20 protein-coding genes are annotated in these 21131 nt (G+C 69.9%); 10 read left to right on the forward strand and 10 right to left on the reverse strand.

Annotation, left to right across the window (positions count from 1 at the left end):
- Nucleotides 1-14: 14 nt before the first annotated feature.
- The 3 genes from ACW9TB_RS38820 to ACW9TB_RS38830 are packed head-to-tail and all read left to right on the forward strand — an operon-like array spanning nucleotide 15 to nucleotide 1742.
- Complete coding sequence (locus tag ACW9TB_RS38820) at nucleotides 15-116, forward strand: ABC transporter ATP-binding protein C-terminal domain-containing protein (protein ID WP_472753136.1); 102 nt, start codon at nucleotides 15-17, stop codon at nucleotides 114-116.
- Entirely contained in the window at nucleotides 109-831 is a 723-nt protein-coding gene (locus ACW9TB_RS38825; RefSeq protein WP_472753118.1) for an ABC transporter ATP-binding protein, read from the forward strand. The genes ACW9TB_RS38820 and ACW9TB_RS38825 overlap by 8 nt, the downstream gene beginning before the upstream one ends.
- A gap of 35 nt (nucleotides 832-866) precedes the next feature.
- Complete coding sequence (locus tag ACW9TB_RS38830) at nucleotides 867-1742, forward strand: LysR substrate-binding domain-containing protein (RefSeq protein WP_472753119.1); 876 nt, start codon at nucleotides 867-869, stop codon at nucleotides 1740-1742.
- Between the two features lie 23 nt (nucleotides 1743-1765).
- On the opposite strand, the gene ACW9TB_RS38835 is transcribed toward ACW9TB_RS38830, so the two are convergent.
- The 3 genes from ACW9TB_RS38835 to ACW9TB_RS38845 all read right to left on the reverse strand — a co-directional run bounded on the left by ACW9TB_RS38835 (nucleotide 1766) and on the right by ACW9TB_RS38845 (nucleotide 4704).
- Nucleotides 1766-3316, reverse strand: a complete 1551-nt coding sequence (locus ACW9TB_RS38835) for an MFS transporter (protein WP_472753120.1) — start codon at nucleotides 3314-3316, stop codon at nucleotides 1766-1768.
- 2 nt (nucleotides 3317-3318) lie between these two features.
- Nucleotides 3319-3999, reverse strand: a complete 681-nt coding sequence (locus ACW9TB_RS38840) for an LppX_LprAFG lipoprotein (RefSeq protein WP_472753121.1) — start codon at nucleotides 3997-3999, stop codon at nucleotides 3319-3321.
- A 240-nt stretch (nucleotides 4000-4239) separates the two neighbouring features.
- Entirely contained in the window at nucleotides 4240-4704 is a 465-nt protein-coding gene (locus ACW9TB_RS38845) for a MarR family winged helix-turn-helix transcriptional regulator (RefSeq protein ID WP_472753122.1), read from the reverse strand.
- Between the two features lie 269 nt (nucleotides 4705-4973).
- On the opposite strand from ACW9TB_RS38845, the gene ACW9TB_RS38850 reads away from it, so the two are divergent.
- Nucleotides 4974-5948, forward strand: a complete 975-nt coding sequence (locus ACW9TB_RS38850) for a cation diffusion facilitator family transporter (protein ID WP_472753123.1) — start codon at nucleotides 4974-4976, stop codon at nucleotides 5946-5948.
- 114 nt (nucleotides 5949-6062) lie between these two features.
- On the opposite strand, the gene ACW9TB_RS38855 is transcribed toward ACW9TB_RS38850, so the two are convergent.
- From ACW9TB_RS38855 to ACW9TB_RS38880, 6 genes are all read right to left on the reverse strand, one after another.
- Nucleotides 6063-7487: an aminopeptidase P family protein gene (locus ACW9TB_RS38855; protein ID WP_472753124.1), complete on the reverse strand. Its 1425-nt coding sequence runs from the start codon at nucleotides 7485-7487 to the stop codon at nucleotides 6063-6065.
- 100 nt (nucleotides 7488-7587) lie between these two features.
- A complete protein-coding gene (locus ACW9TB_RS38860) occupies nucleotides 7588-8862 on the reverse strand; it encodes an ABC transporter substrate-binding protein (protein ID WP_472753125.1) in 1275 nt (424 codons plus the stop codon).
- 4 nt (nucleotides 8863-8866) lie between these two features.
- Complete coding sequence (locus ACW9TB_RS38865; RefSeq protein WP_472753126.1) at nucleotides 8867-9985, reverse strand: branched-chain amino acid ABC transporter permease; 1119 nt, start codon at nucleotides 9983-9985, stop codon at nucleotides 8867-8869.
- Nucleotides 9978-10868, reverse strand: a complete 891-nt coding sequence (locus tag ACW9TB_RS38870; protein WP_472753127.1) for a branched-chain amino acid ABC transporter permease — start codon at nucleotides 10866-10868, stop codon at nucleotides 9978-9980. Before ACW9TB_RS38870 ends, ACW9TB_RS38865 begins: the two co-directional genes overlap by 8 nt.
- Nucleotides 10865-11806 (reverse strand): ABC transporter ATP-binding protein, encoded by a 942-nt coding sequence (locus ACW9TB_RS38875; RefSeq protein ID WP_472753128.1) that lies wholly within the window; start codon nucleotides 11804-11806, stop codon nucleotides 10865-10867. Before ACW9TB_RS38875 ends, ACW9TB_RS38870 begins: the two co-directional genes overlap by 4 nt.
- Nucleotides 11803-12633: an ABC transporter ATP-binding protein gene (locus ACW9TB_RS38880; protein WP_472753129.1), complete on the reverse strand. Its 831-nt coding sequence runs from the start codon at nucleotides 12631-12633 to the stop codon at nucleotides 11803-11805. The genes ACW9TB_RS38875 and ACW9TB_RS38880 overlap by 4 nt, the downstream gene beginning before the upstream one ends.
- A gap of 225 nt (nucleotides 12634-12858) precedes the next feature.
- Here ACW9TB_RS38880 and ACW9TB_RS38885 point away from each other — a divergent pair, with 225 nt between their 5' ends.
- Both ACW9TB_RS38885 and ACW9TB_RS38890 read left to right on the forward strand, forming a co-directional pair.
- Nucleotides 12859-14016 carry a PucR family transcriptional regulator gene (locus tag ACW9TB_RS38885; protein ID WP_472753130.1) on the forward strand — a complete coding sequence of 386 codons (1158 nt, stop codon included), beginning with the start codon at nucleotides 12859-12861 and terminating at the stop codon, nucleotides 14014-14016.
- Nucleotides 14017-14109: 93 nt separating this feature from the next.
- Nucleotides 14110-14538, forward strand: a complete 429-nt coding sequence (locus ACW9TB_RS38890) for a CBS domain-containing protein (RefSeq protein ID WP_472753131.1) — start codon at nucleotides 14110-14112, stop codon at nucleotides 14536-14538.
- 357 nt (nucleotides 14539-14895) lie between these two features.
- On the opposite strand, the gene ACW9TB_RS38895 is transcribed toward ACW9TB_RS38890, so the two are convergent.
- The gene (locus ACW9TB_RS38895; RefSeq protein WP_472753132.1) at nucleotides 14896-18240 is read right to left on the reverse strand and encodes a S8 family serine peptidase; all 3345 of its coding nucleotides are present in this window, start codon (nucleotides 18238-18240) and stop codon (nucleotides 14896-14898) included.
- Between the two features lie 438 nt (nucleotides 18241-18678).
- On the opposite strand from ACW9TB_RS38895, the gene ACW9TB_RS38900 reads away from it, so the two are divergent.
- The 4 genes from ACW9TB_RS38900 to ACW9TB_RS38915 all read left to right on the forward strand — a co-directional run bounded on the left by ACW9TB_RS38900 (nucleotide 18679) and on the right by ACW9TB_RS38915 (nucleotide 20922).
- Nucleotides 18679-18933, forward strand: a complete 255-nt coding sequence (locus ACW9TB_RS38900; RefSeq protein ID WP_329093428.1) for a Smr/MutS family protein — start codon at nucleotides 18679-18681, stop codon at nucleotides 18931-18933.
- Between the two features lie 421 nt (nucleotides 18934-19354).
- The gene (locus tag ACW9TB_RS38905) at nucleotides 19355-19552 is read left to right on the forward strand and encodes a hypothetical protein (protein ID WP_472753133.1); all 198 of its coding nucleotides are present in this window, start codon (nucleotides 19355-19357) and stop codon (nucleotides 19550-19552) included.
- Nucleotides 19553-19555: 3 nt separating this feature from the next.
- Nucleotides 19556-20077: a DUF6879 family protein gene (locus ACW9TB_RS38910; protein WP_472753134.1), complete on the forward strand. Its 522-nt coding sequence runs from the start codon at nucleotides 19556-19558 to the stop codon at nucleotides 20075-20077.
- Nucleotides 20074-20922, forward strand: coding sequence for a helix-turn-helix domain-containing protein (locus ACW9TB_RS38915; protein ID WP_472753135.1), 849 nt, complete (start codon nucleotides 20074-20076; stop codon nucleotides 20920-20922). Before ACW9TB_RS38910 ends, ACW9TB_RS38915 begins: the two co-directional genes overlap by 4 nt.
- Nucleotides 20923-21131 lie beyond the last annotated feature (209 nt).

Raw genomic sequence — 21131 nt, forward strand, 5'->3', positions numbered from 1 at the left:
CCGAACGCGTGGTGGTGCTCAACTTCGGCAGGGAGATCGCCGACGGCCGCCCCGAGGACGTCCGCCGCGACCCCGCCGTCATCGAGGCATATCTGGGGAGCGACGCCAATGCTTGACATCGACGGGCTGGACGTCCACTACGGCGGCGTACACGCCCTGCGTGGCCTGTCCCTGTCGGTCGCGCGAGGAGAGATCGTCGCCCTGCTGGGCAACAACGGCGCGGGCAAGACCACCACCCTGGCAGCCGTCTCGGGACTGGTGCGGGCCAGCGCGGGCGACATCGTCTTCGACAGCCATGACATCACCCGCGACAAACCTCACGGGATCACCGCGCGCGGCCTGGTGCACGTCCCCGAAGGCCGCAGGATCTTCAGCACGCTCAGCGTCCACGAGAACCTGCAACTCGGCGGCTACCTGGTCCGCGACCAGGCCGAGATCCGCGCGCGGATCGAGCGCGTCTACGAGTTGCTGCCCCGCCTGGCCGAACGCCATAACCAGCAGGGCGGCACCCTGTCCGGTGGCGAGCAGCAGATGCTCGCCATCGGCAGGGCGCTGGTCACCGGGCCCCGGCTGCTGCTGCTCGACGAACCGTCCATGGGCCTGGCCCCGCTCATCGTCGTCCAGGTCATGAAACTCATCGCCCAGATCAACGCCGAGGGCACCTCCGTTCTGCTCGTCGAGCAGAACGCCGTCGCCGCCCTCAAGATCGCCCATCGTGGGTACGTGATCGAGAACGGCGCGTGCGTCCTTGAGGGCCCCGCCGCCGAGCTCCGCCGGGACCCCAGAGTGGCCGAGGCCTACCTGGGTGGCACGGTACGTGAGAAGAACTAATGTAACTTCCAGCTATGAAGATAGACTCAGGCACTTTGACCAAGCTTCGAGCTTTCGAAGCGGTCGGCCGACACCTTAGCTTCGCTAAAGCCGCCGAGGAGCTGTACGTGACACCGGCGGCCCTCAGCCATCACGTCCGCCACCTCGAAGAGGAGCTTGGGGTTCCGCTCGTCACGCGCCTGCACCGGCGCATCGAACTCACCAAAAGCGGCAAGAAGCTCCTCCCGGAGTGCTCACAGGCGCTTCAGATCCTCAGCCGCGCGGTGAGCGAACTGAAGCGAACCGACCAGAAGGAGACTCTTACCGTCAGCGTCGCCCCATACTTCTCGGCGAGGTGGCTGACGCCACGGCTTGGCAGGTTCTGGTCCCACCACCCGGACATCGACCTGCGGCTCCACCACGCCTACCAGCCCGCCGACTTTCTCACCGACAACCTGGACGCGGGGATCAACTGGTGTCCGGGCAACTGGCCCAACGCGGAAAGCACCCTGGTGCTGCACGGAAGGCTGACGATCGTGTGCGCTCCCGACTACCTGAAGCGGCTGCCACCCGATCCCTCGCCGCGCGACCTGCTTGACCACAAACTCATGTTCGAGTTCGACGTCGACCATCTGACCAGCTGGTTCGGTGCCGCCGGCGTCGAACTCCCCGAACCGCCCAGAGCCGACCAGGTGGACGACTCACACACTTTGCGGCAGCTCGCCCTCGACGGCCACGGTGCCGCCCTCTTCTTCTCGGGCCTGCTTCATGAGGACCTGAGGACCGGCCAGCTCGTCCGGCCGTTCGACGTCGAGATCGATCCAGGCAGCGCGTACTACCTGATCAGACCGAAGGACCGTCCGGTCGGGCGACGGCTGAAGCTGTTCACCGCATGGCTGATGAGCGAGATCGCCACCAGCCCCTACGTCTGATCACGCGTGGGATGCCAAAACCGTCAGGACCCGTCCACCCGTCCGGACCCGCGTGGCAGCAGCAGCGCGACCAGCACGCCCACCCCGCACAGGACGGCCGTGATCAGGAAGATCTCGCTGTACTCGGTGTGCAGTGCCGCCTTCACCGCGCTCTCGTACTCGGCGAGCCGCCCGGCGTACACGACGGGGTCCACGCCGAAGGGCAGCGGCGTGTCCAGGTCGGCGGTGAGCGACTGGAAGCGGTGGAAGCCCCACGCCGACAGCCCGGCGACGCCGAGCAGCATGCCCATCATCCGGGCCACGACCACCGCCGCCGAGGCCACCCCGTGCTGGGCGGCGGGTACGGCCCGCAGCACCGCGGAGGAGACCGGGGCGATCACCAGGCCGAGGCCCAGACCGGCGACGACCAGGTCGGCGTCCACGCGGTATCCGGCCGAGGCCAGGTCCAGGGGCCACTGGCCGATGCGCGCGTACCCGGCCGTGGCCACCGCGAGCCCGATCACCGTCACCGCGCGCTCGCCGTAGCGGCGGGCCATGAGGCCGCCCACCAGCGCGGCCACCGAGAGCGCGACGAGGAAGCGCGACAGCATCAGGGCGCCGTCCAGGGTGTCCAGGCCCAGCAGCGTCTGCGCCGACAGCTGCACGTCGACCAGAGTGACCAGCAGCGCGGCGCCGGTCAGGAAGCTCACCCCGAGGGTGGCGAGGAACGGGCCGCGCCGCACCCCCGTCATGTCGATCAGCCGGGTCTCGGAGCGCCACTCCCACGCGACGAACGCGACGCCGGACACGACTCCGGCGACGATCATGGGCACGCCCCACGGGGGGAGGACCGACCTGCCGGGATCGGGGTTGTAGAGCCCGGCCACGAGCAGGCCGAGCGCGAGCGCCAGCAGCAGCCCGCCGACCACGTCGACGCGCTTGACCGCCCCGCGGGCCCGCTCGCGGGAGGGCGGTGGCACCGACCGCTGCACGGCGACCGCCGCCAGGGCGACCAGCGGGATGTTCAGCCAGAAGATCGACCGCCAGCCGCCGAGCTGCACGCCGCCGATCTGGAGGGAGGCCGGGATCAGGGCGGCGAGGGCGGCGCCGTACAGGGGGCCCAGCACGCTGCCGAGCTCCTGGGCCGACCCCACCGCGCCGAGCGCCACCGGGCGCTCGTCCTCGTCCCACAGGTCCCCGACCAGGGCCATGGTGATGGGCAGCAGCGCGCCGCCCGCCACCCCCTGCAGGGTCCGCCCCGCGACCAGCCAGGGCACCGTCTCGCCCAGCGCGGTGACGACCGAGCCCACGGCGAAGCCCGCCAGGCACAGGTGGATGAGCGGACGCCTGCCGTACCGGTCGGAGAGCTGGCCGAGCAGCGGCATCGCCGCGATGTAGCCGAGCAGGAAGCCGGTGACGATCGGGGTGGCGCGTTCCAGGTGGTTGAGGGGAACGTCGACGTCCCTGGCGATGTCGACGAGGACGGTCACCACGACGTACGCGTCCAGGGCCGCCAGCAGCACCGCGGTGCCGCCGACGCCGAGGGCGGTCCGCCGCCGGGCCGTGAGGGCGTCCCCCGGGGCGGTGCGGGTCACCGTCACTCCGCCGGGGCGGTGACCTGGACCGGCACGTCGTAGTCGCTGAAGGACACGATCACCTTGCCGCCGGTCAGTGGCAGGTCCGCCTTGAGCAGCCGGTTGGTGGCCTTGTCGATCCAGAGCACGGCGTCGACGCTCTGGGTGAGACCGGGCACCATCGTGGCGAGCACCTGCTGGGAGAGCGTCGCCGAGACCCGGTAGGTGTCGACGCCGTCCAGCTTCTCCGCCGCCAGGGTCTTCGCGTCCAGCGCGTTGGCCAGCAGTTGCACGACGCCCTTCTCCGGGTTGAGGATGGCGGACGGGTCGTAGATCGCCGCCAGCTGGCTCCGCGACATCTGCTGGAAGCCGCCGGTCACGCCCTTGAAGTGGACGGTCTCCCCGATCAACACGAAATTGATCTCCTGGAGGCTGCCCAGCACGTCGATCTGGAGGGTGCCGTCCGCGTCGCCGGTCCCGTTGAGACGGCCGGTGGCCTTCTTGACCGGTACGGGCGGGGTGCCCTCGGTCTCCATCGAGAAGGCCGCGGACTTCACGGCGCGCGTCGCCTCCGCGGCCTTCCCGACCAGCTCGGCTCCGCTGGGCAGGGCCGGAGTGCTGTCGGGGGCGCCACCGCCGCTGCAGGCGGTGACCAGGGATAACACGGCGATCACCGCGGTGATGAGGATCCGGCGAGCAGGCATGGGCGGATCGTAACGACACTCCGGTCTACTAACGAGGAACGGCCGGTATCGGTTTCGCGTCGGCGGGCGCCCCGGAGGTCTCCATCGGCCGGTTTCGCGCATCGGCGGACGCCCTTGGGCGGTTCCTGAAGGTTCTCCTCCGAGCCGGTGCCGGCGGCTTCGGGCCCGCGGGGGTGGACGCTTGAGTGACCCTCCGCGGCTCTCGCGTCGGCGGGCGCCCCCTGAGGGCTCGGGGCCGCGTCAGCGGATGCTCTTGAGGTGCTCCACCACCGGTGCGTACGCCGCTTCCAGCTCGATCAGCTGGTCGTCGGTGAGCAGGTCGATGAAATGCCGGCGCACACCGGCCACGTGGTGTGGCGCGACCTTCTGGATGGTGGCCCAGCCGTGCTCGGTGAGGACGGCGAAGGTGCCGCGCCGGTCGTCGGCGCAGGTCTCCCTGGTGACCAGACCGGCGGTCTCCATCCGGGAGATCTGGTGTGACAGGCGGCTGCGGGACTGGATCGTGGCCTCCGCCAGGTCGCTCATCCGCATGCGGTGACCGGGGATCTCCGACAGGTTCACCAGGATCTCGTAGTCGTTGACCGAGAGCCCGAAGGGCTGGAGCTCACGGTCGAGGCGATGGTCGAGGAGCCTGTGCACGGCGAGGTGGGCCCGCCATGCCCGTTGCTCGATGGAGGACAGCCAGCGGGGCTCCTGGTCGCTCACCGGTCGCTCACCACTTTCGTTCGCCGCGCGTGCGGTCGCGACTCCGACGGGTCCGTCCCCCAGCCGACCACTCCGCTCGCCGGGCGGGGCTTGCTTCAGGGTCATAGATCAGAATCTACCTCAGAAGACACCGATCGCTCGCGGTAGCGATGCGGCGACGTGGCGGAACCCGCGCGCCTCCCCGCCGCCCGTCCCAACCTCGGTGACCAGGCGGGACCGGCCGCGCCACCGTTGGGAAGCAAGGGGTGAAACGCACGTAAAGTAACCGTATGGCGGAAATGACGGGAATGGCGGAGAGTGGGACGGACGTCGGCAAGGGCGGCTCGGAAAGCCTCGTCACGGTGATCGTGGCGGGTCTGGCCAACCTCGCGATCGCCGTGGCCAAGCTGGTCGCCGGGCTGATCAGCGGCTCGTCGGCGATGCTGTCCGAGGCCGCCCACTCCGCCGCGGACACCGTCACCGAGGCCCTGCTGTTCGTCGCGGTGCGCAGGAGCGGGCATCCCGCCGACGCGCGGCACCCGTTCGGCTACGGCAAGGCGGGGTTCTTCTGGGCGCTGATGGCGGCCTTCGCCACCCTCATCGGCGGAGCCGGATTCTCCATCACCCACGGGGTGCACGAGATCCTCACGGGGGAGAGGCTCACCGACCTGACGATCTCGTACGTGGTCCTCGCGGTCTCGTTCGTGATCGAGGGGATCTCGTTCCGCAGAGCCCTCTCGCAGGTGCGGGCGGAGGCCCGCCTGCACGAGGTGAGCCCGCACTCCTACGTCGCCAGGACCTCCGACACGGCGCTGAAGGCGGTGCTCTACGAGGACGCGGCAGCCCTGGCCGGTCTGCTGATCGCCGCCGCCGGTCTGCTGGCCTCCCAGCTGACCGGCTCGTCCGTGTGGGACGGGGCCGCCTCCGTGGTGATCGGCCTGCTGCTCCTGTGGGTCGCGGTCCACCTCATCCGCGCCAACGTCTCCCTGCTGATCGGCCAGTCCGCGCCCGAGGGGACGGCGGAGCGGATCAGGGAGGAGATCGCCGCCCTGCCCGAGGTCGAGAACGTGGTCGAACTCCTGACCATGATGCTGGGCCCCGGCGAGATGCTCGTCGCGGCCCGGGTCGACTTCGTGGACGACACCACGGGAGCGGGGCTGGAACGGGCCGCCGACCGGGTGGAACGCGTGCTCAAGGAACGCTTCCCCTCGGTGGCGCAGGTCTTCCTGGACCCCACCCCCGGCCGCTCATCCCGCGAGGTCTGAGTCCCTGCCCTCGGCTGCTCGGCCCGTGAGACCTGAGCCTCCTTAGTGGTTAAGCCTGCGAGACCTGGGCCTCCTTGGTGGTTCGGCCTGCGAGACCTGAGCCTCCTTGGCGGTTCAGCCCGCGATGCCCGACTCTCCCATCCATCTCTCCACCTCGTCCGGGTGGCGGGGCAGCCCGGACGACATGAGGCGGGCGCCGTCGGCGGTGACGACGAGGTCGTCCTCGATGCGCACGCCGATGCCGCGCAGCTCCGGCGGCAGCGTCAGGTCGTCGGGCTGCAGGTAGAGGCCGGGCTCGACGGTCAGCACCTGCCCTTCCTCCAGCACGCCGTCCAGGTAGACCTCCGAGCGGGCCCTGGCGCAGTCGTGCACGTCCATGCCGAGCATGTGGCCGCTGCTGCACAGCGTGTAGCGGCGGTACAGGCCGCTCTCCGGCTCCATCGCCTCGTCCGCGCCGATCTTCAGCACGCCCCAGTCGTACAGGCCCTCCGCGATGACCCGCATGGCCGCGCGGTGGAAGTCGCGGAAGCTCGCACCGGGGCGCAGGGTGGCGATCGCCGCCTCCTGGGCCTCGTACACCAGCTCGTAGACCTGGCGCTGGATCGGGCTGAAGCGGCCGGACAGCGGGAGGGTCCTGGTGATGTCGGCGGTGTAGAGACGGTCGGTCTCCACGCCCGCGTCGAGGAGCAGCAGCTCGTCGCCGTTCAGCCGCCCGTCGTTGCGGATCCAGTGCAGTACGCACGCGTTGGCGCCGGAGGCCACGATGCTGTCGTAGCCGACCGCGTTGCCCTCCAGGCGGGCGCGGAGGCCGAAGACCCCCTCCAGGTAGCGTTCGCCGCGCCGGTGTCCCAGGGCGGCGGGCAGCGCCCGCGCCACGTCCTCGAACCCGCGCGTGGTCGCGTCGACCGAGAACTGCAGCTCGGCGATCTCCCACTCGTCCTTGACCAGCCGCATCTCGGACAGGAACGTCTCCAGCTCCTCGTCACCGCCGCCGGGCGAGACCCGCGCGTCGACGGAGGCGTCCACCCCGCGCAGCACCCGCGCGGGCCCGCCGAGCACGTCGTCCAGCCTGTCGATCGGCGCGCAGGCGATCTGGTGGAGGACCTCCGCCTCGGCCAGGTCGGGGCGGCGGCCCACCCAGAACTCGCCGTGGCGGCGGTCGCGGTAGAACTCCTGCCCGGCCTGTCCCGGCGCCGACCTCGGCGAGCGGGGGCGCAGGAACAGCGTGGCCTCCCCGGAGGGCTCGACGACCAGCACGTCGTCGGGCTCCTGGTCGCCGGTGAGGTACGCGAACGCGCTGTGCGCCCGGAACCGGTGGTCGCTGTCGTTGCTGCGCGCCTTGAGCGTGCCGGACGGGACGACCAGCCGCTCGCCGGGAAAGCGGGCGGCGAGCGCGGCGCGCCGCTTGGCGGTGTAGGCGGCCTGCGGCAGCGGGGCCAGGTCGTCGCGGTGCGTGTCGGCCCAGCCGGTGTTCATGAACGCGGCGAGGGCGTCGGAGACCGGCAGGTCGTGGCTGCCGGTGTTGAGCTTCTGGGTCATGGTGTCCCCGGGCGCGGAGGTCTCTGGTGGCCCCACGCTAGCCCGGAGCGGTGCGGCCCGCACCCCCGGAGGGGACCCGGGCCGCGCCGCGAATCGCTGATCAGCCCACCGGGACCTGGTACTCCTTGGCCAGGTCGGACGTCGCGGCCTCCTTGAAGACGACCGCGCCGCCCAGGGCGGCCTTGTCCGGCTTGGCCACGTACGACAGCAGCGAGGCGGGCTTGTCGAACGTGGTGAAGTCCATGACCGTGCCGAACTCCGCGCCCCAGGACGACTGGCCGCGGTGCGCGGCGACCACGGCGCCCCGGGTCAGGTCCTTGCCCTCGCACGCCTTCTTGAGCGCGTCGACGACGATCGCCGCCGCCGAGTAGCCCGAGGGGACGCCGCTGTCGATGGCCGTGTCCGGATACTTCGCCGCGTAGTCGGCGGCCAGCTTCTTCATCGCGGGCATGTCGGCGCTGATCGGCGTGCCCGCGGTCATGTAGTAGAAGTCCTTCAGCAGGGCGGGCCCGGCCGGGGTGGGCAGCAGCTGCGGGGAGTAGGCCGAGTTGCTGCCGACGAACGGCACGTCCATGCCCTTGGCGAGCGAGACGCCGACGAGCGAGGCGGTCTGCTTGGGGCCGACGGAGACCAGGACGGCCTTGACGCCCTCCGCCTTGAACGCGGCGACCTGGGCGCTCATGTCCTGGTCGGTGGCCTTGATCTTCTGCTCCACGAGCGTGAGGCCGAGCTTCTCGGACGCGTACTTGGAGCCGTTCAGCGCGCTCTCGCCGTAGTCGCCCTCGAAGTACAGGTGACCGATCTTGTCCCCGGACTTGATGCCCTTCTCCTTGGTCAGGAAGTCCACCCCGTTGATCATGTCGATGTCATAGGTCGTCCCGGTGACCTGGATGGACTTGCTGCCGAGCAGCCCGGTCGCCCAGGCCTGCGGGATGGTGAGCATCTGGTCGGTCTCGATGCGCTGCTTGAGCGCGTTGACCATGGGCGAGCCGACGAAGTGGGCGATCGCCACCACCTTCGGGGCGATCTCGGTGTAGGCCGCGACCGCCTTCTGCGCGTCGTAGCCGTGGTCGCGCACCAGGGCCTCCAGCTGCCGCCCGCACACGCCCCCGGCCGCGTTCGTCTGCTCGAAGTACAGCTGCTGCGCCTGGGTCAGGCTCTTGCCGAAGGAGGCGTACGGGCCGGTGAGGTCGGTCATGAGACCGAGCGTGATCTTGTCGGCGGAGACGCCGGGGCCCGTCCTCACGCCGTCCCCCCCGACGGCGGAGGGCCCGGAAGCGCCCCCGGTGGCCTTCTCGCTGGCGCACGCGGTGACGGCCAGGGCGAGGGCGGCGAGCGCCGCGACGCGTCGGACCGGGGTTCTTGGGATTCCCATGTCATCAATTCCTTGGGTTGGGGGAGGGGGAGCTCTTTGCTGTCGTGGGGGCCGGGGGAGCGGGGGCGGGTCGCCGCCCCGCGGCCTGGCGCAGGCGTCCGGCGAGGCCGAGCAGCCCGCCGGGCAGGAAGAGGACGATGACGACGACGGCGGCGCCGTACAGGATGCGGGCCGCCTCGGCGGGCGACACCCCGCCCGAGCCCGGTTCGGCCACCAGCGGCAGGGCGTCGCTGTAGCGGCTGAGCAGCTGGGGGAGCATCGAGATGAAGATCGCGCCGATCACCGCGCCCGCGACGGAGCCGAGCCCGCCGATGATGATCATCGCGAGGTAGTCGAGGGAGAGCAGCAGGCCGAAGTAGTCGGGCACGGTGCGCTGGAAGACCAGCGCGATCAGGACACCGGCCAGCCCCCCGTACATCGACGACAGCACGAACACCCCGGCGCGGTAGCGGGCCACCGGCACGCCCAGCACCCCGGCCGCGATCTCGTGGTCGCGGATGGTGTTCATGGCCCGCCCGGGACGGCCGCGCAGCACCCCGCGGGCGAACAGCGCCGCGCCGGTCAGCAGGACCAGCCCGAGGAACCAGAGCCGCTCCAGCGCCCCGAACGGCACCCGCGCCACCACCAGCTCGGGGGTGTCGGCGAACACGAGCCCGAACAGCTCCATCGGCGGCACCGTCCGCCCGTTGTAGCCGCCCGTCACGGGTTCGGCGTTGAACAGCACGTGCTGGCCGACGAAGATCAGCGCGAGGGTGGCGATGCCGAGGTAGGCGCCCTTCAGGCGTCCCGCGATGGGACTGAACACCCCGCCCGCGACGCCCGCCGTGAGCACCGCGAGCAGCGCCGCCACGGGCGTGGGCAGGCCCAGGCCGCCGAGGGCGTGCGTGCCGCCCTCCGGCTCCGAGGCGAAGTAGACGTAGGCGTACGCGCCGACGGCGAGGAAGAACGCGTGGCCCATGGACAGCTGGCCGGTGGCGCCGGTCAGCAGGTTGATGCCGATCGCCCCGATCGCCGCCGACATCGCGAAGAGCCCGGCCTGCAGCCAGAAACCCTCCAGGTAGAACGGTACGGCGACCGCCACCGCGACCAGTACGGCACAGGAGAGGATGACCTTCTTAGACACGTGCCAGCTCCCTCGTCCCGAACAGCCCCGCGGGGCGGATGAGCAGGACCACGATCATCACGAGGAACGGCGCGACGTCGCCGATGCCCCGGCCGAGGAAGGCCAGGTCGTTCTGGTAGCCGCTCATCATGGCCTCGGTGATGCCGATGATCAGCCCTCCGGCCAGCGCCCCCGTGGTGGAGTCGAGGCCGCCGAGGATCGCCGCGGGGAACGCCTTCATCGCCGCGAACGTGGTGCTGCGGTCCAGTCCCGGGGTGGGGAAGACGCACAGGAAGAGCGCGGCGACGGCGGCGAGCGCCCCGGCGACCGCCCAGGCCCCCATCGAGACCCGCCCGCGCCGTACGCCCATCAGCGCGGCGGTCTCCGCGTCCTCCGCGGTGGCGCGCATCGCGATGCCCCAGCTCGTGTACTTGAACGCCAGCAGGAACGCGGCGATCAGGGCCGCCGCGACGGCGAGCGCGACCACCCGGGTCTGCGCGACGCTGACGGCTCCCAGGTGCAGCACCCGGTCGCGCCACGGGTCGCCCAGGGCGAGCACGTCGGTGCCGATCTGTCTCGTCAGCTCGGTCGTCAGCACGATGTCGACGCCGATCGTCACGATCGCGAGGACGCTGTGCGAGGCGACGTTCGCCCTGCGGATGATCAGGAACTCGATCAGGGCGCCCACCACGGCCGCCCCGGCGACGCCCAGCAGCAGGGCGGTCCAGAAGCCCACGGACGGGTGCAGTCTGGCCACGACGAAGCCGCCGACCAGCAGCAGCGAGGCGTGCGCGAAGTTCACCACCTCGGTCGCCTTGAAGATGATGACGAAGCCCAGGGCGATCAGCGCGTACACGGCTCCGACGGAGATCCCGTTCACCAGGAGTTCGAGAAAAGTGATCACGAAGCGACCTCCCGGTCCTTCTCGTCCCTGTTCGGGGTGCTTCCGGGCGCCGTGCTCTCGCCTTCGGTGTTCTCGGCTTTCGTGCTCGCGGTCACGGTGTCCTTGATGTCCTCGATCTCCTCGGCCGATGCGCTCTCCGCCGCGGCGCCCAGGTAGGCGCGGATCACCTCGGGGTCGTTCTGCACCTCGCCGGGAGGCCCGTCCGCGATGCGCCTGCCGAAGTCCAGGACCGTCACCGCGTCGGCGAGCCGCATGACGATCCCCATGTCGTGCTCGACCAGCAGGATCGAGATGCCGAGGCTCTCCCGTACCGCGACGATCAGCTCGGCCATGTCGCGGCGCTCGCCGCCGGTCATCCCGGCGACCGGCTCGTCCAGCAGCAGCAGCCGGGGCTCCATGCACAGGGCCCGCGCCAGCTCCACGCGCTTCTGCACGCCGTACGGCAGCAGCCCGACGGGTGTCGCCAGCCGTTCGGAGAGCCCGACGAACGCGGCGATCTCGGTCACCCGCGCGCCGTGCGCGGCCGCCTCGCGCCGGGCCGACGGCAGCCGCAGCCCGGCCGAGACGAACCCCGCGCGGGTCAGCCGGTGGCGGCCGAGCATCAGGTTGTCCCGTACCGACAGGCGCGGTGACAGGGCGATGTTCTGGAAGGTGCGCGCCACGCCCAGGGCGGCGATGCGGTGCGGGGCCAGGGAGGTCAGCTCCGCGTCGCCGAACCGCACGCTGCCCGAGGTGGCCCGGTAGACGCCCGACAGGACGTTGAAGCAGGTCGACTTGCCCGCCCCGTTGGGCCCGATCACCGCGTGGACGCTGCCGGGCTCGACGCTGAAGCCGACCGCGTCCAGCGCGGTGAGCCCGGCGAAGCGCACGGTCACCTCACGCACGTCGAGCCGGGGAATGGAAGTGTCCGTACCGTCCGGTTGGTATGTGTCACTCACGCGGACCACCTCGCCAGTGCCGGGCGGGCGGCCCTCCGCGTCCCCGGGGCGGCCTCGGCCGGGGACGCGTCCTCGATGCCCAGGTAGCGGCGGCGCACCTCGTCGCTCGCGGCGAGCTCGGCGGCCGGTCCCGACAGCACCACCTCGCCGACCTCCAGCACGTAGGCGTACGAGGCCAGCGAGAGGGCCATGGCGGCGTTCTGCTCCACCAGGAGCACCGTGGTGCCCCCGGTGTTGATCTCGCGGACGGTGTCGGCGATCCTGGCGGCCATCATCGGCGCGAGGCCGAGGGTGGGCTCGTCCAGCAGCAGCATCCTGGGCCTGGCCATCAGCGCGCGGCCGATGGCGAGCATCTGCTGCTCGCCCCCGGACAGCAGGCCCGCGCGCTGCCCGGCGCGTTCGGCGAGTACGGGGAAGAGCGCGAGCACCCTCTCCCTCGCCTCGGCCGCCGACCGCCGGTCGGGCGCGCCGAGGGCCCCGGCCCGCAGGTTCTCCTCGACCGTCATGCGCGCGAAGACCCTGCGCCCCTCGGGCACCTGGACGACGCCCCTCGCCACGACGGACGAGGTGGCGGTGCCGGACAGCCGCGTACCGGCGAACCCGACCTCGCCCGCGGTGATCCCGCCCCGGTGGAACCTGAGGGTGCCCGACACCGCGCGCAGCAGGGTCGACTTCCCCGCGCCGTTGCCGCCGAGCACCGCGACGACCGAACCGCGCGGGACGTCCAGCGAGACACCCCGCAGGGCCAGGACCGGGCCGTAACTCACCGCCAGATCCCTGACGACCAGCCCGGAATCTCCGGGCGGGCGAGGGGCGTGCACGTCCATGTGTGCCTCCTGACAGCCGATGAACGCACCCAACCGAGGCGCTTCACCGGCGTCCAGAGGGCCGGGTGAAGTCGGGGCGGGCGCCCATGCGGGACGGGTGCCGGTTGTGCGCGGGCACAGCCCCGGATCACGAAACAGAACAGAACCTTGTTCGGCCAGGTGTCTTGCTGTCACGATCCCCAGATGGGGACCCGGCCGGTTACGGACGAAGAAGTACGCAGGATCATGCGCCTGGCCGCTCGTCGGCTGTTGCAAAGGCTTCCCGAGCTCACCGACGAGCTCGTCGCCAAGATCCGCGACACCGACGAGGCGTACCGGCGGATGGTTCCCACCGACGACCACTGGCAGAGCGTCTACGAGGCGATGCGGGACGGCATCGGCGCGATCCTGCTGCCCCGCTCCGAACGGTGTGACCTGCCGCAGGCGGAGAAGACCGCCCGGCGCAGGGCGGAACAGGGATTGCCCATGGACTCCCTGCTGCGCAGCTACCGGCTCTCCGCGCAGGTGATGTGGGACGGTCTCATCGACGTGGTCACCGACGAGGAGTCGGACAGCCTGCCGGTCCTGATCCGCAGCGCCACGAAGGTGTGGCACGCCATCGACCGGCAGGCGATCGCCGCCGCCGAGGCCTACAGAAGACGGGAGGCCGAGATGTTCGGCCGCACAGCCGAGAGGGTCCAGGCCCTGCTCGACGCGCTCCTGGAGGACCGGACCGACGCCGCCCTCGTCCGCAGCGCCGCCGCCGCGCTCGACCTGCCGGAACTGGGCCGGTACGCCGTCGTCATCACCCGGCTGCCCGGCCGCCACGACCACGGGGACGACGCCCCGCGGCCGACCACCCTGGGGGTGATGCGGCTGCTGTGGCGGATGCGCCCCGACTACGAGGTGTCGGTCGTGCTGCTGCACGACGCGGGCATGGACGACCTGGCCGGAGAGCTCCGCCCGCACGTCACCGGATGCGCCGGGATCAGCCCGGTCGTCGAGGGACTGGCGGAGCTGGGCCGCGCCAGGCGGCTCGCCGAACTGGCCCTGCGGACCTGCGTGGGCGAGGGCCCGGAGATCGCCAGGCTGGAGGACAGGCTGCCCGCCGCGCTGGTCGTCAGCCAGCCCGAGCTCGCGGGGCACCTCAGCGGCGCTGTGCTGCGGCCCATCCTCGCCCTCGACCCGGCCGACAGGGAGGTGCTCCTCGGCACCCTGGAGGCGTGGCTGCGGTGCGAGGGCTCGGCCATGCGCGCCGCCGGGCAGCTGTACTGCCACCGCAACACGGTCTTCAACCGCATCCGCCGGATCGAGCAGCTCACCGGCCGCTCGCTCGCCCGCCCGCTCGACATCGTGGAGCTCACCCTGGCCCTCGACGCGGTGCGGTTGCTGCCCGTCACCTGACCATCCACACTTTGCCCACTTTGGTGCTTAGCGTGCGGCACAAAGGGGCAAAGGTAGGGGATACCCGCGCCAGGCTGAACCGAGGTGGTGTCAATGCTGATCGGTACGATTCTGCAAGGCAAGGGAGCGGAGGTGGCGACCGTCCGCCCGGACGCGACGGTCACCGAGCTTCTGGCCATTCTGGCCGAGAAGAACATCGGCGCCGTGGTGGTGTCCGAGGACGGCTCGTCCATCGCGGGCATCGTCTCCGAGCGCGACGTCGTGCGGCGGCTGCACGACCGCGGCGCCGGCGTGCTGGACGACCCGGTGTCGTCCATCATGACGACCGAGGTCCGCACCTGCCCGCCGGACGCCGACGTCGACGACCTCCGCCAGACCATGACCACGCACCGCATCCGGCACGTGCCGGTCGTGAGCGCCGGTCGGCTGGCGGGGATCGTGAGCATCGGTGACGTGGTCAAGAGCGCCATCGAGGCGCTGGAGACCGAGAAGGCCCACCTGGTCGACTATCTCCACCGGTGAGCCGGGTTCTCAAGGCCGGGCCCGCCGGGGTCCGAAGGGGCTCGATCCCTGAGTCCGAGCCCCTTGGGACCCGGGTTCCCGGGTCCGGGCCGAGCCCGGACCTTCAGGACCTTCGAGTCCGGGAGCCCGAGCCCGGGTTCTTGAGTTCGAGCGCTTGAGTTCGAGAGCTTGAGTCCGGCCTTGAGCCGGGCGCTTGAGTCCCGGCTTTTGGGAACGTTCATCGAAGAGTAGGGCGCCCGATTCCCCGGCCTTTGGGAACGTCCGTCGAAGAGCCGGGCGCCCGAGTCCCGGCCCTTGCGAACGTCCCTCGAAGCCCGGATGGGCCCGGCGCGTCGCGCCGGGCCCATCGCGTTCCCACTACTGAACGGTTATCTTGTCCACCTCGATCGTCAGTCCCTTGACCTGCGGCGTCGACGTGCCCGTCGTCACCGTCCCGATCCCGGGGCTGACGCCCTTGATCTTCATCGTGTAGCTCAGGCTGCCTCCCGGGGCGCCGGGCGTGCTGGACACCCGGAGGTCCTCGGTCGGCGGGCCGGTGATCTGGCCGCCCGCGGTGCCGTCGGCGTTCTCGGCGCCCACGGTCAGGCCGTAGCCCGCCGGAGGGCTACCGGGCAGGTTGGCCGAGTCGTAGGTGTAGGTGATGTCCTCGGTCCCGTTCAGGCCGATCCACTGCTGGAACACCTTGGTGTCGCTCGTGCCGTACAGGTTGACCCGCCACTCGATGACGAGCCAGTCGCTGACGCCGTCGGTCAGCGTGCCGGCGTAGATGCCCGGCGTGCCGGTGCCGTCCAGGTCGGTCCAGTAGGGGGCGAGCACGTTGTTCGGGGCCGCGGGGTTGGGCAGGGTCTGCGGCTCGAACGACACGTCGGCCGAGCCGGAGGTTCCCCCGGCGACCGTGTAGCCGTTGGAGACGATGCCGAGCCTGGTGTAGGTCCTGCCCGCGTACTGGAACGCGGGGACGGTGAAGTTGATCGCCTGCTCGTCGCCGATCGGCGTCGGCGCGATGCCGAAGGCGTCGAGCGGCAGGTACGGTGCCGGGCCGGTGCCCGGGGCGACGCCCGGCCTGTCCGGCTGCCGGGCCGCGAGGGTGGCCTTCGCCGTCGCGATCTGGGAACCGACCTTGGTGGCGCCGGTCACCGAGTTCAGGCGCAGCCTGCCGTCCAGCGTGCTGGCCGCCGTGACCTCGGCGTCCTCAAGGGTGTCGTTCTGCACGGTGACCGTACAGGTGGACTCGCCGGTGTTGCGCGGGATGGTGGCCGGTGCGCAGGTCTGGTCCACCGGGACGGCGCCCTCCTTGCGGACGAACGCGACCGGCAGGTGCAGGTTGCGCGAGCCGCCGACCTGCTTGAGGTTCACCTGGCCGAAGTACTGGCCCTCGGGCAGGTCCGGTGCGGTGATCACCACGCTGAGCTTGACGCTCTTGCCCGCCTTCACGCTGAACAGCGGCGGAAGCACCGTGATGTTCGCGCCGCTCACGGTCGTACCCGTGGCGGTGAAGGTGAGCGTCTTGTCTGTGACGTTGGTGAACGTCCGCTTGGCGGTGATGAGACCCGGCATGATCGGGGCGTTCACCGACGGCAGGTTCAGGTCGATGCGGTTCAGCGGGTCGTCGGCCGAGGCCGCGAAGTTCCCGCCCGTCTCGTCCAGGGTCAGGCCGGGGTCACCGGCCTTGGTCAGGTCGATGCGCCCGCCGCCGGTGTCGAACGGGTCGGCCGGGGTGACGCGGTCCTGCTTGGTGACCGAGGTCTTGGCCGTCGTCTCCAGCGCGGACTTCACCTGGCCAGGGGTCCAGGTCGGGTGCAGCGCGAACACCAGGGCCGCGGAGCCGGCGACGTGCGGCGACGACATCGAGGTACCCGAGATGACCTGGTACAGGTTGCCCGGAGGGCCACCGGCCGGACTCTCCAGCACCGGCGTGTTCCCGGCCAGGATGTGCAGGCCGGGGGCGGTGACGTCCGGCTTGAGGAAGTCGCCGCCGGGGCCGCGCGAGGAGAACGTGGTGATCGCGTCGCCCTGCCAGGTCGCCTTGGTGCCCTGGGTGAACGAGGCCGTCGCGCCGGGGTTGGCCGACAGGAACGCCAGAAGGGTGTCTCCCTCGGGCTTGTTGATGTGGACGGAGGGGAGCCAGTGGTTGTCCGTCATCACGTCGAGCGGGGCGGAGTTGTACAGGATCATCCCGGCCGCGCCGCCCTGCCTGACGTTGAAGCCCTTCAGGACCCGGTCGGGACCGCGCTCACAGACGACGATCTTCCCGGTGAACAGGCCGGGGGGAGCGGGCGCCGTACAGAGCGGGTTGGAGTACGGCGGGGCCGAGGCCCGCACCACCGGCAGCGGGGAGGCGAGGCCCGGGGTGATGGAGGCGCCCTTCACCGTGGCCGTCGCGCCGCCGGAACCGGACAGCGTGAGCGTCGACTGGAAGGTCCTGGTCTGCGTGGAGGCCGCCACCGTGGTCACCCACGGGCTGACGTGGTTGACGGTCGCCGCGCCGGGACCGGCGTTGCCCGCCGAGGCCGAGACGAGCACGCCCGCCGAGTACGCGTCGAGGAAGGCCAGCTCCACCGGGTCGCTGTAGGGGGAGGTGCCGCCGGAGATCGAGAAGTTGATCACGCGGACGCCGTCGAGGATGGCCCGGCCGACCGCCTGGGCGGAGTCGGAGGGGTAGCAACCGGCCTGGCCGCAGACCTTGTAGACCGACACGTGCGCCGCCGGGGCGATGCCGTGGATCGGTCCCCGGCTGATGCCGAGCGGGTTCGTGTCGGCCACCGGGCCGCCCGCCGAGGTCGTCGCGGTGTGGGTGCCGTGGCCGTTGGAGTCGCGGGCGCTGTCCGGGAAGGTCTCCCCGCCGACGACCGCGTTGTAGGTCTCCAGGAACGGAGCGCCACCGATGAGCTTCCGGTTGCAGGCGAACGGGTCGGCCGCCGGGGTGAGCGGGTTGTCGCCGAAGTCGCAGTTACGCGGTGTGCCGTCCTTGGTGGGCGGTGCGGCGGGCAGCGTGCCGGGGTCGGCGAACTGGGGGTGCTCGGGCCAGGCGCCGGAGTCCAGGATGCCGACGATGACGCCCTTGCCCGACGAGGAGCTGCCGCCCAGCTTGCTGTAGATCGCGGGCGCGCCGATGAACGCGGGACTGGAGTCGGTCAGCAGCTGCTCGGGCTTGTCCTCCTGGACGGCGGCCACGCCGGGCAGCTTCAGCAGCGAGGCCGCCTTGTTGGCGGGGACGCGCAGCGCGATGCCGCCGTAGACGGTCCGCAGCTTCTGGCCCGCCTTGGCCGTTGGCACGTTCCTGGCGAGCTCGGCGAGGAAGGTGTTCTCCACGTCCTCGATGTGTTGCTGGTATTTCCGCGCGTCGCCGCTCTTGACGTCAAGAGCCTTTCCGGTCTTCGCCGGACTCGTCGCGGGAAGTCCTTCGAGGCCACCCTGATAGGCGGCGAAAGAGTCGTAGTCGAGCTTGACCATCACGTTGACCGTGGCGCCCGAGGTCGACTTCAGCAGCCCCTCGTCACTCCGGGCGAGTTTGCCGGTGGGGGACTTCGCGCCCTGGACCGGCTCACCCCCGGTCAGGGGAGTCGCCGTCCACTTGGCGGACGGCGTGGGGGTGGGGGTGGGATCCGCGCTCGCCGGCGGCGCCATCGCCGCGACGAGCCCGACGCCGGCGGCGAGCACCGCCACGCGTCTGATCCTCGGTGAGTAGGGCTTTCTGGTCAACGAGACCTCCCTGTAGGCACGCATGAACCACTCACATGGCAGGGAGGGCTGGCCACCCGCACGCCTGGGGCAAGGCATGCCTGGGAGGGCGCGACCCTCCCCGTCGGGTGACACGCGATCGGCCACCCGTAAAGGCGGCCGATCATCACAGGGAGCCTAACTAGAGACCATTTGTTTGCCTAGATCATTAAATTGACACAATCACCGTGGGAATTGGTCAAATTTGATCGCAGACTCGGCGGAGTTTCCGTACTTCCGCGGTTCGAGTACTCCCGTATCCGCGTTTAAGTGCCTCCCATATCCGCGTTCGGGCGCCTCCCATACCCGTGGAATCCGTGAGCGCCGGGAAGGCGTGCGGACGGGGAGGACACGGCCGCCACGAGGGCGGGGCGTTCCGCCGCGCGTAAACTGGCCACACCTGACACGCGGGAGGCTCGGTTGAAGCTCAAGCTTGATCTACACCCCCTCTACAACAAGGGCGGAGAGATCGACAAGGCGCTGCGGGGCATCATCGACGAGGCCATCAGGAAGAAGGCCACCGAGGTCGAGATCATCCCCGGCAAGGGCTCGGGCCAGCTGAAGAAGAAGGTCCTGCGCTTCCTGGAGCAGAAGGAGATCAAGGCCCTCTACCACCGCATCGACAAGGACGCCAAGAACCACGGCCGCCTCTTCGTCTACTTCCGCTACAAGTAGGGCCCGACCTGCGGGGACCTACCCTGGACCCCCTCTGAGCTGGGCTTTCTTGTCTCGCCGGGTCTCATTGAATCGCGGGCGACTCTGCTGCGATGTGCCCTGCGTGTGCCCTGCTTCCCCGGACGCTTTGGGCCGCCGGAGCGGCTGCGCGCGCGGGGGCCCGAAAGCTTTTTGATCTTGCTGTCACGGAATGCAACAGCCCGGGTGCCTCACCCTGCAACGCAGGGGTGCCACGGACCGTGGCACCCCTTCTGATCTGTAAGCCCCTCACGCGTGGCACTCCCACCCCTCCGCGAGGGGCCACCCCCGAGGAGGCCGCTGGGATTCCTGCATGCAGCAGCACCTTGACACGCTGCGGAAGTGAGCAGACCATCGCAGAGACGAAATTGAGAAATCCCCGGCAACCTGCAGGAGAACGATCATGCGTCTACGGTTTCTTGGTACAAACAGCGAACAGGGCACCTGTCCGGCGATCTACGCAACCGATCGCGACACCTTCGTCGTCCAAGGGAAGATCGTCAAGGACCCTGCGGCGCTGGGAGACGTGGTCAACCTCGCCGCCGACGAGACCGTCGTGGAGATCCCGAGGGACCTCGTACGCTTCTTCAGCAGGGAGTGATTGGTGCTTCTGCCTGAAGCTGAGCTGGGCAGGCTACTGGCCAGCTTCACCAAGACGGCGTTCCGCTTCGAGCTTCGTGAGCGCTACAACAGCACGGTAGGCCAGGAGCCATTCCGTAAATTCCTAGCCGGTGAGCCGGACGATTACGCATGGCATCGGTCCTGGATGGAGAAAATCAGCCAGGACCGGACGAACGGGAAGACCTGGCAACGGGTTCGGATCGTGTCCGTCCCGCTCTCGGACTACACCCGGTACGGTATCGAAATCGCCCGGTTGAGTGTCGAAGCTGGTGAGGACATCCGGTACCTACGACGCGACGTCGCAGATCGGCTTGGCCTAGCTCCTTACGATGCCTGGTTCCTCGATGAGGTCCAGCTCATCCACCTGCACTTCAACCGTGATGACACCTTCGCCGGTGCCGAGCTTGTCACTGACTCAGAGATTCTTTCCCGCCAGCTCAAATGGCGCGACCTGGCTTGGCGGCATGCTCAACCCCTCGAAGAGTTCACCGCCGACCTCCTGTGAACCAGCCCCTGCTCGGCAAGCAAGCCGTCCAAGCCCTCGGCATCCGCCTGCGCGACCTTCGACGCGACGCGGGACTCACCGGCCGCCAACTGGCCGCGCAGTGCGGATGGGGCGCATCGAAGGTCAGCAAAATCGAACATGGGCAGCAGACTCCCACGGAGGCCGATGTCCGGGACTGGTGCATCGCCTGCCAGTTTCCCAGCGAGATTCCCGACCTGGTCACGGCTCTCCGCTCGATCGACGCGCAGTATCTGGACTGGCGCCGCTCGTTGAAGACCGGTACGAAGCAGCGCCAACAGGGCAATATCGGCGCCTATGAGAGAACCAGCCTGTTCCGGATCTGGGAATCCACGGTCATCCCTGGCCTGCTCCAAACGCCTTCCTACGCCCGTGGAATCCTCACCACGGTGATCGACTTCCATGGCATCCCCGACGATGTCGAGGCTGGTGTCCAGGCCCGCATGGACGCCCAGCAGGTTCTCACTCGCGGGAATCGGCGGTTTCTTCTGCTGATCGGCCAAGCCGCGCTCTACACACGTGTAGGGGGCGAGGGGGTGATGCGTGAGCAGCTAGCCCGGTTGAGAGAAGCGATGCGTTCACCCCGTATCAGCGTGGGGATCGTGCCGATTTCGGCGGCCTACACGGTTCCTCGCAACAACGCCTTCACGATCTACGACAATCGGCTGGTAACGGTGGCCACCTACACAGCTGAGCTCAGTCTGCGGCAGCGACATGAGGTCACGACATATGAGAAAGCGTTCGATCGACTCGGGGCGCTTGCTGTTCATGGTGAAGGCGCACGAGATCTGATCGAGCGAGCCACTTCCGATCAAGAAGAAATTTGAAGAAATCTCATTGAGGTGTCGCCTTAGGCGTTCGTACCGTCCAGAGCATGGCTTTCAGCCCTGAGTCGTTCCTAGAGCCCGCCGTGCACCCGCCGCTCCTGTTGACCGACGACCAGGTCCACGCTCTCCTGCTGCACCTCGGTCACGCGTTTCCGCCTTGGCGGATCTGGCGGGCGAGCGGCATCTGGTACGCGACCGGGCCGTGTCGC

The organism is Streptosporangium sp. H13245, from assembly GCF_055690525.1.